Origin of the sequence: Paenibacillus sp. PL91, assembly GCF_012935325.2 — a bacterium.
Lineage (GTDB): Bacteria > Bacillota > Bacilli > Paenibacillales > Paenibacillaceae > Pristimantibacillus.
This window is the reverse complement of sequence record NZ_JABBYG020000001.1, coordinates 92,028-105,296: the sequence shown is the minus strand read 5'-3', so window position 1 is coordinate 105,296 and position 13,269 is coordinate 92,028. Positions and strand designations below refer to the sequence as shown.

Genomic DNA, 13,269 nt, shown 5'->3' with positions numbered 1-13,269 from the left:
CATTCATTCCTTCCCTTGGCTGGCCAAAGCCTCAATGACCGATTCCGCCAATGTTTCCATATATAATGGATCGCGATTCAGCATCGCAATTCTGTCTAATGTCATGTCAAGCTCTTTCGCAGCAGCCTGCGCTTCAATATCAAGGTCATACAATACTTCCAAGTGATCCGACACGAAGCCCACGGGAGCAACGAGTACCGCTTTGACGCCTTCCTCTGCAAGCACAGGCAATGTTTCCAAAATATCCGGACCGAGCCATGGGTCCCTCGTCCGGCCCGCGCTTTGCCAAGTAAACTGCCAATCCTTCACATTCGCCGCTTTCGCAACAGCTGCGGACGTTTCAAGCAATTGCTGCTCGTAAGGATCTCCAAGCTCGCGAATCTTAACAGGCAAGCTGTGCGCGCTGAACAGCACCTTCACATTTTCTTCGCCATCCGTAGCGGCAGCAAGCCTGCCTAATCCATCTGTAACTCTGTCCGTCAGCGCTTGAAGCAGTTTCGGGTGCATATGGTACTGCTTCACAAACGCCATCGCAATACCAAGCTCCTTTCCCTTCTCGTCCGCACGCTTCATGTAGCTGCCTACGCTCATCGTCGAGAAATGCGGCGCCAGCACGATGCCTACCGCTTGCGTAATGCCGTCTTTGGCCATTTGCTCAACGCCGTCTTCAATATATGGCTTTGCATGCTTTAAGCCCTGATAACAAGCGAATTTGCCAGGTGCCAGCTGCTCAAGCTTGTCCTGCAGTCCGGCTACTTGACCGTTCGTATTTTCTCTCAGCGGGAAAACCCCTCCCACAATCGCTTCATAGCGGCCTTTCAGCTCGGCTAGCAGCTCAGGAGTTGGAGCGTTTCCTCGTCTGATATGAGTGTAATACGTCTCAACATCATCCATAGACTCCGGCGTTCCATAGGACATAACGAGAACGCCGATTTGCTTCGCTTTATGCTCAGACATGACTTGCCTCCTTCCGGCTGCGAGCTGCGATTGCTTTCCTTGAGTAAGCTTGAACGAATGTGGTCAGCTCAGCCAGCTTCTCAATCGATGCTTCCGGGAATAGGCCATGACCAAGGTTGAAAATAAAGCCTGGCTTCTCAATGCCGCTATCGATAATTTCCTTCGCATATTGTTCAATAACGCTGATCGGCGCAGTTAGGATAGTTGGGTCAAGATTGCCTTGTACACCAAATCCGTTATCCAGTCTGCGCCTGCCCTCCGCTATCGACACCCGCCAATCAAGACCAATCACGTTCGCTTTCACTTGATGCAGCTCAGGCAGCAGCTCGCCTGAGCTTACGCCTGGAAAATAAATTTTCGGCTGCGGCAAATCCGAAAGCTCCGCAAAAATTCGCTCGATCGTCGGCAGCACAAATTTCCGGAAATCAGCGGGAGTCAAAGCTCCTACCCAGCTGTCGAACAATTGAAACGCTTTGCCGCCAGCCGCCATATGGGCGCGCAAATAGGTAATGACCATATCGCCAAGCTTGCGCATCAGCTCATGCCAAAGCTCAGGCTCGCTGTACATCATTTCTTTCGTTCGCAAATAATTTTTTGAAGGCCTTCCTTCAATTAAATAGCTCGCAATCGTGAAAGGCGCACCCGCAAACGTAATTAACGGAACCTCTAGCTCACGATCTAGTATACGAATCGTTTCGATAACATGTCCAAGATCGCCCTCTACATCAATCGGCTTCAAACGCTCAACGTCAGCAGCAGAGCGGATCGGATTCGCGATAACCGGCCCGATATTCGCAACGATATCAAAGTCAATCCCAATCGAAGCGACGGGGTTCATTATATCCGAATATAAAATAGCGGCATCTACGCCCAGCTTGCGAATTGGCATCATCGTTACTTCCGCCGCCAATTCCGGCTGCTTGCATATTTCAAGCAACGAATATTTTTCTTTTATTTTGCGGTAGTCAGGATCGTATCTTCCTGCCTGCCGCATGTACCATACAGGGATTTGATCTACTTGTTCCTTCAGGCAAGCCCGTATGAAACGGTCGTTATAAGACATTCCCGTTCCCCATTTCTATGTATTTTCCTATGCTTCCATTATGCCCTTTTTCAGCAAACCTAACAACCGCCGCTAATCCGCTTCCTATGACAATAGTATGACAATCGGCTGCACGCTGCATGAAAAATATATGAATCCTTTATCTTATTCCGTACCGTTCACGATAACAGAGCCTAGCGTATATCGACCATCTGCCCGCTTGCCTTCAATAGCAAACTCAACTCCCGGATTTCCGGTCTCTAAGTCGAGTATGGCCGCATTAACCGTGTATTCTCCTGTAGGCAAAAATGCAGGGACGTTCAGCTTTATTGAAGCGCTATATGTTCCTGGCAGCCATTTTCGGATATCAATATCAGGCTTAGTAACCGCTACTATTTGCCCACTCTGGTCGCTAAGTGTCAGTTCAAACGGCCACCGGAAATAAAACGGCGCTACGCCCCGGTTTTTTACATCGATCGTCACATTAAGGACTCCTCCAGCATCGACTGAAGCCTCATGCGTCTCCTTTGTCATCACAAAGCGGTAACCGATCGTCTTCAAAAACCGGTCGATGTTCGCCTGCAGCTTGCTGCCCGGCTCTTCTTGTGACGGCGCATTCGGCCCCATCCATGAGACATGCGTCAACCTAGCTTGCCGCAGCGTTTCTTCAATTGCCGCATCGCGAAAAAACTTTTTCTCCTCCGCGAACTCTCCTCCGCTCGGCGCTTTCGTCCAGAAGTTCGGCATAGCCGGCTGCTTCTCCTGCGTAAGCCACGAAGTATAGCCTTTTGTATACCAGCTCAAAAATCCATCCACAGTAGCGTCGCGCTTGCCAAACGCATCATTATACAACCCTAGTCCGTTCTTTGCCGCGATCGCATGCGGCCTGCGCATTAACAACGGTTTCTTCGTAAAATATTTCAAATAATGCCCCGCATATTGATCCGACACGGCCTGCCGCGGAAACGGGATGCGTGCGTCTTTGTCGTTTTGTGTATGCCACTCCCCCCAATGTCCCAAGCTTCCTAGCTGAACAAAGGCTATGAGCGGATCATTATTATATCGCTCGGCCAATGCAGCAATAAGTTTTTCATGGTTTCGGATCAATGACGTTTGATTATAATCCGGACTAAACCCTTTACCATAGTCGGTGTCGTACAAGACGCCTTTCTTACCCGTTTCTAGATAGAGCCAATTCGGAATATCCAGGTGAGCGTCTTCTCTTGGATAGTCGAGAACTACGCGTATGACGAGCTTCACGCCTTTCTGCTTCCAATAGGAAAAATTATATTTGCTCTCAATCTCATTAAACGCAAACTTGCCTTTAATCGGTTCAAGCTCGCTCCATGTCAAATTGGCATGCGCAAGCCGAAATGGCTGTTTCGCATCGACATATCTCGCATCGACCGAAAAACCCATATAAGGGTTTGCTAATACTTCGTCCGTTTCAACGGGAGAGAACGAAATACGAGGTATCGGCGCTCCTGCATAAAGCCCTCTGCCTACAAAAAGACCAAATGCGCCTATCAAAAAAACGACAATAAACGTCAATAACCTGCGTCGTTTAAACACCATACAACCTCCTTTATTATCTCATTAAATCAAATCGTGGAATTCGACACAATCATTATGGATAATTGTGCCTATAAATTTGTATCAGGTTATTTTAAATATAGGCCTTTGGTTTCATGAAATAATATTTTATGAGATTATAGCTATAATAGTCAGGTCGATATTTTCAACAAATTGTTAATAGAAAGTGCTATAATAGCGAAAGATGTCGAATGGATTTCTCGCTTTGGAGTGATGATTGATGAAAGTACTTGTTACGGGCGGATATGGCTTTATTGGTTCCTTTGTAGCAGAACGGTTCAATAAAGAAGGGTACGAGGTTTCCATTTTAGATAATCTATCATCTGGAAGCAAACGAAATGTCGATTTCAAGCATAAATCATACATACTATCAATAGAAGAACGCAATTGCGAAGAAATTTTCCGCAATAACCGTTTTGATGTCGTTATCCATTTAGCCGCGCAAGTCAGCGTAGCAACCTCGATGGAAAATCCGAGACAGGATACAAAATCCAATGTACTCGGCCTATCTAATATGCTCGTATTATCTCATAAATACGGAGTCAAAAAATTTATTTTCGCTTCTTCCGCTGCCGTGTATGGAATGAACGATCAACTTCCTCTGCCGGAAACGGCGCCATGCAACCCGATTTCACCTTATGGCATCAACAAAATGATTGGCGAAACCTACTGTTTGAAATGGCAGGAAATTTACGATTTAGAGACGCTTTGCTTCCGTTTCTCGAATGTGTACGGTCCCCGTCAGAGTAGCCACGGCGAAGGCGGAGTCGTCTCCATATTCATGGAACGAACGACTGGGGGCAAGGAATTGCTTGTCTACGGCGACGGGGAGCAAACAAGAGATTTTATTTATGTTGAGGATGTCGCCGACGCGATTTATCGGTCTTCCTATTCCGACTTGTCCGGCGTCTATAACCTGTCCACCAATACTGAGAATAGTGTGAACGATCTGACCGAAGCGCTTCGCAGCCTTCACAACTCAGTGTCAATCTCCTATCGCGATAGCCGGCAAGGCGATATTTCACACTCTGCACTTGATAACACCCATATTGGAAACGACCTTGATTGGGCGCCGAAATACAGCTTCCAAGAAGGGCTCGAACGTACTTATGAATGGTTCATGAACGATCGTCAACCGGATAAAGTAATCGCAAAGCCGAAAAATGAACGCCCCTCCCTCGTTGCTCGTGCCGTGAAAGCAGCAATTCCATATGTTGAAAATTTGCTGGCATTTGCTCTTGCGGCTTGGCTGACTTTCTCTATTGAAGATACTCAGTTCAATTTCATAGATATCAAGCTTTTCTATATCATTATCATTGGCATTGTATATGGAAATCGTCAATCGATCACTGCTGTCATCTTGTCCGTTGTACTTTATACATACCAGCTGCTAGAAAACGGATACGACCTTATTTCTCTGTTTTATGGTACCGACCTTTTCTTCCAGATCGCCATTTATCTGTTTGTCGGTTTGGTCGTCGGGTACTCGATTGACCGAAGAACGCTAGCTATAAAAAACAAAGAGAGACAGTTCAACGCGCTGCAAGAGAAATACACGTTTCTGAATGAGGTTTACGAGGAGACGCGCGTCGTGAAGGAAGAGCTTCAGCAGCAAATCATGAACAATGGCGACAGCTTCGGCAAAATTTATTCGGTTACCAAAGAGCTGGATAGCTTAGAACCGGAGAAAATTTTTAATTCTACGATAAGTGTCCTTGAATCGATTATGAAATCGCAAGCCGTAACCATCTATACCGTAAATAAATACAAAAGTTACCTGCGGCTCGCTGCACGCTCAAGCGGCAAAGGTTTTGAGGCGTCCAAATCAATTAAAGTTGAAGATTGCCCTTACATCATGCAATTACTCGTCAGCAAGAAGGTTTTTATTAACAAGGAACTGCTTGCTAATTCACCGCTGCTGTCAGCGCCGGTCGTAAGCAACGGCGAAGTGGTCGCTGTCGTGTCTTTGCATGGAATGAAATTCGATAACTTTTCGCTTTATTACCAGAATTTGTTCAAAATTACCGTTGACCTCATATCCTCTTCTTTATCCCGTGCGCTCTCTTACGTGGAGGCGACTGGCAGCCAGCGCTTCCTCGAAGGATCGCAGGTGTTGAAGCCGGAAGTATTCGCTGAAATTCTCGCTAGCAAGAAGATTGCCAGTTATAAGCATGGCGTCGAATTCGTGTTGCTCTCCGCTGGTTTTGCTGCCGATGTCCCGCCGGATCTTGCCAATCAAATTTCACGCTCGCTGCGGGAAACGGACTACATAGGCCTCGGGCTAGACGGACAGCTTCTCGTCCTGCTTAGCAATTCCGGTCAGCAGGACGCCGCATTCGTGCTGGATCGGTTCTATTCGAACAATATCAAACTTGACATTGTGAAAGAGGATTTACACTATGCTTGATCTCATTTTTATCGCTTACTTGCTCTTGTGCGGCCTCCTGCTCGGCATCCGCCACAAAAAAGACAAGCGGGAGTGGCTGCTCCGTTTCATACTCGCTGCAGCACTCCCGGTAATCGGCTTCCTTCTACCCTTATTTTGGCGGAAACGGTGGCATGAACAGAACGCAAGTCTAGCTACAGCCCGTATCGCCGACTTGGACGTAGCGATTTCTATAGACGATTTGATCGGACATGCCGGCGTGTACAGGAAACCTGAAACCGAGAAGGAAATGAACGTCGTCCCACTTGAAGAAGCGCTTCTCGTGAACGATTTGTCGAATAGAAGGCGAACGATGATCGATCTGCTGAAGCAGGACTCATTGGAATATTTAGAGGTGCTTCGACTTGCCGTCAGCAACGAAGATACGGAGACATCCCATTATGCCGTCAGCGCGATTATGGAGATCAAACGCAAGCTGACGCTGTCGCTGCAGGAGCTGGCGGTCAAATATGAGGACAACAAACATGACGCTTATTTGCTCGCCTCTTACGCTGATGTTCTGAAAAGCTATATGCGAAGCGGATTCCTCGATGACCGGACGATGCTCAAGCATAAGCACACCTACACCGAGGTGCTTGGGAATCTGATTGAAGCCGACCCCGATTCGGCCGATGCGTATACGAACAAGCTGGAAATGGAATTAGACCTTGGCGAATATGCTGCCGCCGAGCAGACAGCCAAACAGTTTATCAGTCGTTTCCCGCGCAGCGAGGATGCCTATCTCAGCTTGATGAACGTTTATTTCACTTTACGTTCGATTGATCAACTGAAGCAGACGCTCGAGCAATTGAAGCAGTCATCCATCCGGTTGTCGAGCAAGGCCATTACCGCCGTTCGATTCTGGTCGGAAGGAGGATAATGATGAAATCAAAAATCAGATTGAACAGAAACGTCTATCTTATTATTATCAGCGTCGTGCTGCTTGCGATCGGCGTACAAATCACCCAATCTCAATTTGTCCTCCAGTTCAGTCGCAATGAACAAATAAACGACAGCGTTAAAGAGTTGAAAGCTGCTGTCGCAAGTGCTCAGGCTGTAAAGCCAACTGGTTCGCCTTACTGCATAGCGTTCGATGCTGCAGATGAATACAGCGTAAAGGTGAAAAATCAAGCTCAGCAGGTGCTTCAATATATGAAGAAGCCCGTTATAGCTATCGACATTCGGCAGGATGAGCTGAGCCCATTATCGTGTGACGCGGCGCTTATAACCGTGCAACAGCTAGGGCTGCTTGGAGAGACGAAGACGCTCGCCGACTATGTCAATCAGGGAGGACACGTTTTTTTCACCGTACAGCCTGAGCAGGATGATGCATTTTACCGCTTGTACCGGAAGATGGGGATACTCGATGCAGGTGACATTGTCGATGCCCAAGGCATAAAGCTCACTTCCAATGTGTTGATAGGCGAAAGTGGTCTCGTTATTGACGATCCGTTCATCTCCAACCCGGTCATGAGCGTATCGCTCGACGAGAAGAGCCGCGTGCTTGCTACGACTGCAACCGGTATTCCGCTCCTGTGGGATTACCCATACGGGGAAGGTAAGTTCATGGTGTTTAACGGCACCATGCTTCAGGAAAAAATTAATCGCGGTCTGATTGCAGGCGCCGTCTCAATGCTGCTGCCTGATTTTATTTATCCGATTTTTAACTCAAAAATTATGTATATCGACGATTTCCCTGCCCCAATCGGCAAAACGGTTGACGTAGACATCTATCGTGATTACCGCAGAGACCGACCCGCCTTCTTCCGGGATGTATGGTGGCCCGACATGCTCAAAGCCGCAAAACAATTCGACATTATCTATTCAGCCGTTCTAATTGAATCCTACAACGATGAGACTAAGCCTCCCTTCAGCTCTCCTAAAGATGCCGACGAAGAAGGCCTCATCTCTTATGGACGCGAAGTGCTTAAGAGCGGCGGAGAAATCGGGCTCCACGGCTACAATCACCAATCGCTTGTGCTCTCGCAAAAAGTCGCGGACGAATTTGGTTATCATGCTTGGCGCACTACCGACGAGATGGCGGAATCCATTGAAGAAGCGGTCCGTTTCACGAGGAAAGCCTTTCCGAACTATACGATGTTTACTTACGTCCCTCCATCCAACGTGCTTAGTCAAGAAGGCAGGGAGGCGCTCAAGAAGGGCTGGCCGGATATCGCGGTTATAGCCTCACTTTACGCCGAAGACTCCTCTGAGCTCTCCTACGTACAGGAATACGAGATTGCGGAGGATGGCATCCTCGAAATGCCGCGCGCGACTTCTGGTTACACAGAAGGCAGCTTCGAGAGGTGGGTAGAAGCGAGTACGATGACCTCGCTCGGCATCTTCTCCCACTTTATCCATCCGGATGACCTTCTCAACGCGGAACGCAGCGGTGGCTTGAAATGGGATAAGCTGTATGAGAAATATGCGGAAATGTTGACCCGATTGGACAAAACGTATCCATGGCTTAGGCCGTTGACCTCGACTAAAGCGGCGATTAGCATGGCGGAAGTGCTATCAAGCAACGTCACTTGGAATCGCAGCGGACAGACGCTGCACGGCTTGATTCAACCCTACCGAAGCGAGGCGTTTTTCATTCTACGGACAGAACAGTCGATTCGATCCCAGCAAGGCTGCACGGTCCGTAAAATCGACGAAGGCATTTATATGATAACCGCCGGAAAAGCGGAATTTGACATCGAACTGGGAGATTAACGACAATGCGAATTTGCATCATTGCTGAAGGCTCATACCCTCATATCACCGGCGGTGTATCAAGCTGGATTCATTCATTAGTTACGAATATGCCTGAGCATGAATTCGTAATCTTCGCAATCGTTGCAAACGAGAAGCAGCGCGGCCAGTTCAAGTATACGCTGCCTCCCAACATTGCCGAGGTAAAGGAGCTGTTTCTGGACGCGTATTTGAATGAGCATGGCGAAAGCGGCCATAGGTTCCGTCTATCGGATGCTCAACGAAACGCAATCCGCTCCCTTCTTGGTGCGGGCGGCGAAGTCAATTGGAGCGGTATCTTCGACCTGCTCCGGGCCAAGAAGCTGCGAGCAGCGGCGGATTTTCTAATGAGCAAGGATTTTTTCGATATACTGGTTGAGCTTTGCCAAGATAAATATGCCCAAGTTCCCTTTACGGAAATGTTCTGGACCGTTCGTTCTATGGTCCTTCCCCTTTTCCAGACTATTCGAAGCGACATTCCAAAGGCTGACTTGTATCATAGCGTATCGACCGGATATGCCGGCGTTGTCGGAGCGCTCGCCAAGCATCTTTACGGCGCTCCTTATGTATTGACGGAGCATGGCATCTACTCGAGAGAGCGCGAGGAAGAAATCATTAAGGCGGCTTGGGTCAAAGGCTACTTCAAAGACCTGTGGATCGAATATTTCTACCGGCTTTCTGAAGCCGCTTATGAATCTACCGATGAAGTGATTACCCTGTTTAATCGAAACAAGGAAATTGAAATCGAGCTTGGCTGCGACGAGAATAAAATCAAAATCATCCCAAACGGCGTCAATGTTTCCGATTACGCTGATATCGCAGGCCCTCCGGCTGGCGAAAACGGGAAAATCCGCTTAGGCGCCATCGTACGCATCGTGCCGATCAAAGATATCAAGACGCTGATTCAAAGCTTCTCTCTCGTCAAGCGCGAGGTTCCAGAAGCCGAGCTATACATTATGGGTCCTGCCGAAGAGAACGAAGAGTACTATGAGGAATGCTTGCAGCTGGTAGAGACACTGCAGGTAACGGACATTATTTTCACGGGTTCGGTTCGGATCAAAGATTATCTAGCAAGGATGGACATTATTCTGCTCTCGAGCGTCAGCGAGGGTATGCCGCTTGCCGTTCTGGAAGCAATGGCAGCGTCCAAGCCATGCATAACGACTGATGTCGGCAGCTGTAAAGAGCTGCTTCAGGGGCTTGACGACGGGATCGGGCCTGCAGGCATCGTGGTGCCCGTCATGCATTACGACCAGATGGCGGCTGCGATCATTAATCTATGCAAAAACCGCAATCAGCGAGAGGAAATGGGTAGAAATGGGCTTTTGCGCGCCACTGCCACCTATACACGCGAAAAATTTATTGAGGATTACCGCAAGGTTTATTCGAATTACGAGGAGGGAAAACGATGGCAGGCATCGGCTTCGAACTGAGAAAACTCTTTAACGGCCAGGGACTTATGAATAACGCAATCGCCTACGCCTACTCGTCTCTGACGACGATCGGACCGATGATGCTCTGTATGTTCATGGTCGTAGGCATGCAGTGGTTGATGACGCTATCGGGCGTACCCTTTCTGGAGAAAGAGCTGTTCCTGACGACTATCGTCTACTGCTTCATCTTCTCCGTACTGATTACCGGTGGGCTGTCGATGGTTCTAACCCGTTTTATCGCTGACATGATGTATTTGAAAAAATATGAGCATCTGCTCTCTTCCTATTACGGCTCGATAGCTGTCTGCCTGCCGTTCGGTGCATTGACTGCTTGGTTATTTCTACGCGGTATGCCAGTCGGATTCGGCTATAAAATAGTTACTTACTTACTGTTCTCTGAGCTAATCATCATTTGGCTGCAAACGGTGCATCTATCTGCGCTCAAGGATTACAAACGGATTGTAAGAAGCTTTCTGATCGGAGTGGTCTGTGCGACGATCGGTGCATGGCTGCTGCTCTCCTTTACTCCGTATGACAGCGCAGCTTCCGTTCTGTCCGCAATTGTCGCCGGCTTCTTTATCGTCATCCTTCTGTCTGCAAGGCATTTCGAACAGTTTTTCCCGCCTAAGCAAAGCCGGATATATTGGAGCTTTCTCTCTTATCTCGGCAAGTATCCGTCGCTGTTCTTTATTGGGACATTCTTTTACGCTGGCGTCTACATCCACAGCTTCATCTATTGGCTTGGACCTGGACATTTTCGCGTCGCCGAGCATTATATCATTTCGCCATTCTTTGATTTGCCGGTCTTTTACGCTTATCTGACCGTTATTCCGACGCTTGTTACCTTCGTCGTGTCAGTCGAAACCTCTTTCTACGAGAAATTCCGCGCCTACTATAACAAAATATTAAACGGCGGCACGCTAACCGATATTACAATAGCCAAAAAAGAAATGCAGGGTACGCTCGTTCAAGAAATCAGCTTCATCATGGAAGTTCAGCTGCTCTTTACCGTCGTATCGCTGGCGCTAGGCATTAAGATTCTCCCCGCAATCGGCCTGACGATGGAACAATTTTATGCTTTTACTATTTTAGTGCTCGGTTATTATCTGTTCATTACCTCCTTTATCGTCATGCTGATGATGCTTTACTTCGATGACCGTAAAGGTGTATTGATCATAAGCGGCCTATTCGTTGTCTTGAATGCCACATTTACGTTTTGGACGATGCACGCCGGCTATCACGGACTTGGCTTGTTTCTCGCCGCGCTGCTGACGCTCGCCATGTCGCTGGGCAGGCTGATGCTGTACGTGCGTAATATCGACTACTACACGTTCTGCTCCCAGCCGATTACGACTTCTCGAAAATCGTCTTTCTTGAGGCGATGGCGCGGCAAAGCATCAACGACCGCCGTGCTTCTCATAGGTATCGTCGTGCTGCTCTCCGCATGCTCGGACAACAGCAGCATAGATGCGCAGACGGAAGCGAACACCGTTGAGCCAGACGTATCTAACGTCGTGAAGAGTAACGGCTTGACCGAAGATAAAAAGCTATTCGAGCGTGACGACGACAGGTCAGTCGTGCCGATGTACATCACCATCCTTCCAGAGGACACAGACGAAAAGGAGCCGCTGACGTGGTATTCACTCAACCGGATACGTGAACGTATGCTAGAAGGCGATCTGAATGTCATCGTTCAGGAAGGCTCGGCCGATGGGAGCGGACCAAAATCAGGCATGTTCGGTTACGGTATGACGGATGCGAACGGAAAAATCACTCTTCGCGGCAATTCGTCAAGATACGCATCTCAGCGGTCTTACAAAATCAAGCTAAACGATCAGTCCGGCCTCTGGCATGATCAACGGACGCTCAACCTGAACAAGCACGCGTTCGATCCCTCTCGTATCCGTAACAAGCTTAGCTTTGATATCTTGGAGACGCTGCCGAATATTACCAGCCTTCGTACGCAGTTCGTACAACTTTACGTCAAAGATCTGACCGAAGGCGGCAATTCGGACAAGCCGTTCGAGGACTATGGCTTGTTTACGCAAATTGAGCAGCCGAATGAAATGTTTCTGAAAAACCACTGGCTCGATCCGTACGGCCAGCTGTACAAAGCGGTCATGTTCGAGTTTTTCCGTTACCCGGACGATCTTAAATCACAAAGCGATCCAAATTACAATAAAGCAGCGTTCGAGGCGCGGCTTGAAATTAACGGGCGTGAGGACCACGACAAGCTCCTTGCCATGCTGGACGACGTAAACAATATGGCCATTCCGATCGAAGACGTATTCGAGAAGCATTTTGACCTTGATAATTATTTAACTTGGCTCGCCGCTAACATTTTGATGGACAATATGGATACGTCCTCTCAAAACTTCCTGCTCTATTCACCACTTAATTCGAGCAAATGGTACTTCCTCCCCTGGGACTATGACGGCGGTTGGGAACTGCCACGTGATGCGAGCAGCATCGACAGTTACGAAAACGGAATTAGCAACTTCTGGGGAAGTCGGCTGCATAACCGATTCTTCCGCAGCGAAGCGCATGTCCGGTTGCTGAAAGACAAGCTCGACGAGTTGTATGTAACGATCAATAACGAATCTGTCAGACAAATGCTAGAACCTTTGCGAGGCGTTGCTGAGCCATTCATCAAACGGGCGCCAGATATCAACTTCATGTCGATTCAGGTCGATGAGCTGGGCAAGGAATACGAACGGATCGCAGGTGTTCCGCTCCGATCGCTAGAACGATTCACTAAGGATATCCAAAAGCCTAAGCCTTTCTTTCTCGGGGATGTTGCGACTAAAGATGGCAAGCAGACGTTTTTCTGGGATCCTGCGTTCGACTTGCAAGGAGACGATATTTTATATGACTTAACGGTTGCGAAGGACCCTGCCTTCACCCGAATTGTCCATAAGCAGCTAAATCTACAAGACACGAAGGTAGAGCTTGCGCTCTCCCCGGGCACCTATTATTGGAAAGTTATCGCTCGCGATAAGCCTGGACACAAACAAACCGCCTTCGATATTTATTTTGACATAGAAGGCAATCGCATTTACGGAGTAAGGGAAGCGAAGGTGAAGTAA

8 protein-coding genes are annotated in these 13,269 nt (G+C 48.3%); 5 read left to right on the top strand and 3 right to left on the bottom strand.

Annotation, left to right across the window (positions count from 1 at the left end; translation table 11 throughout):
* Positions 1 to 3: 3 nt before the first annotated feature.
* From hemH to HI950_RS00495, 3 genes are all read right to left on the bottom strand, one after another.
* The gene (hemH, locus tag HI950_RS00505; protein WP_169082077.1) at positions 4 to 957 is read right to left on the bottom strand and encodes a ferrochelatase; all 954 of its coding nucleotides are present in this window, start codon (positions 955 to 957) and stop codon (positions 4 to 6) included.
* Positions 950 to 2,020, bottom strand: coding sequence for a uroporphyrinogen decarboxylase (gene hemE / locus HI950_RS00500; RefSeq protein WP_169082078.1), 1,071 nt, complete (start codon positions 2,018 to 2,020; stop codon positions 950 to 952). The genes hemH and hemE overlap by 8 nt, the downstream gene beginning before the upstream one ends.
* A 144-nt stretch (positions 2,021 to 2,164) precedes the next feature.
* Positions 2,165 to 3,574 (bottom strand): DUF4832 domain-containing protein, encoded by a 1,410-nt coding sequence (locus tag HI950_RS00495; protein WP_169082079.1) that lies wholly within the window; start codon positions 3,572 to 3,574, stop codon positions 2,165 to 2,167.
* A 238-nt stretch (positions 3,575 to 3,812) separates the two neighbouring features.
* On the opposite strand from HI950_RS00495, the gene HI950_RS00490 reads away from it, so the two are divergent.
* Genes HI950_RS00490 through pelG form a run of 5 tightly spaced genes read left to right on the top strand, consistent with a single transcriptional unit; the run spans position 3,813 to position 13,269 of the window.
* Positions 3,813 to 5,999, top strand: coding sequence for an NAD-dependent epimerase/dehydratase family protein (locus HI950_RS00490; protein WP_169082080.1), 2,187 nt, complete (start codon positions 3,813 to 3,815; stop codon positions 5,997 to 5,999).
* Complete coding sequence (locus tag HI950_RS00485) at positions 5,992 to 6,897, top strand: hypothetical protein (RefSeq protein ID WP_169082081.1); 906 nt, start codon at positions 5,992 to 5,994, stop codon at positions 6,895 to 6,897. The genes HI950_RS00490 and HI950_RS00485 overlap by 8 nt, the downstream gene beginning before the upstream one ends.
* Positions 6,897 to 8,732 (top strand): DUF2194 domain-containing protein, encoded by a 1,836-nt coding sequence (locus HI950_RS00480; protein WP_169082082.1) that lies wholly within the window; start codon positions 6,897 to 6,899, stop codon positions 8,730 to 8,732. The genes HI950_RS00485 and HI950_RS00480 overlap by 1 nt, the downstream gene beginning before the upstream one ends.
* Positions 8,733 to 8,737: 5 nt before the next feature.
* On the top strand, positions 8,738 to 10,183 hold the full coding sequence (gene pelF / locus HI950_RS00475; protein ID WP_169082083.1) for a GT4 family glycosyltransferase PelF: 1,446 nt from the start codon (positions 8,738 to 8,740) through the stop codon (positions 10,181 to 10,183).
* Positions 10,159 to 13,269 (top strand): exopolysaccharide Pel transporter PelG, encoded by a 3,111-nt coding sequence (gene pelG, locus HI950_RS00470; RefSeq protein ID WP_169082084.1) that lies wholly within the window; start codon positions 10,159 to 10,161, stop codon positions 13,267 to 13,269. The genes pelF and pelG overlap by 25 nt, the downstream gene beginning before the upstream one ends.

Coding starts and splice junctions, on each gene's coding strand:
- hemH (WP_169082077.1), bottom strand. CDS start 957: ATGTCTGAGCATAAAGCGAAGCAAATCGGCGTTCTCGTTATGTCCTAT.
- hemE (WP_169082078.1), bottom strand. CDS start 2,020: ATGTCTTATAACGACCGTTTCATACGGGCTTGCCTGAAGGAACAAGTA.
- HI950_RS00495 (WP_169082079.1), bottom strand. CDS start 3,574: ATGGTGTTTAAACGACGCAGGTTATTGACGTTTATTGTCGTTTTTTTG.
- HI950_RS00490 (WP_169082080.1), top strand. CDS start 3,813: ATGAAAGTACTTGTTACGGGCGGATATGGCTTTATTGGTTCCTTTGTA.
- HI950_RS00485 (WP_169082081.1), top strand. CDS start 5,992: ATGCTTGATCTCATTTTTATCGCTTACTTGCTCTTGTGCGGCCTCCTG.
- HI950_RS00480 (WP_169082082.1), top strand. CDS start 6,897: ATGATGAAATCAAAAATCAGATTGAACAGAAACGTCTATCTTATTATT.
- pelF (WP_169082083.1), top strand. CDS start 8,738: ATGCGAATTTGCATCATTGCTGAAGGCTCATACCCTCATATCACCGGC.
- pelG (WP_169082084.1), top strand. CDS start 10,159: ATGGCAGGCATCGGCTTCGAACTGAGAAAACTCTTTAACGGCCAGGGA.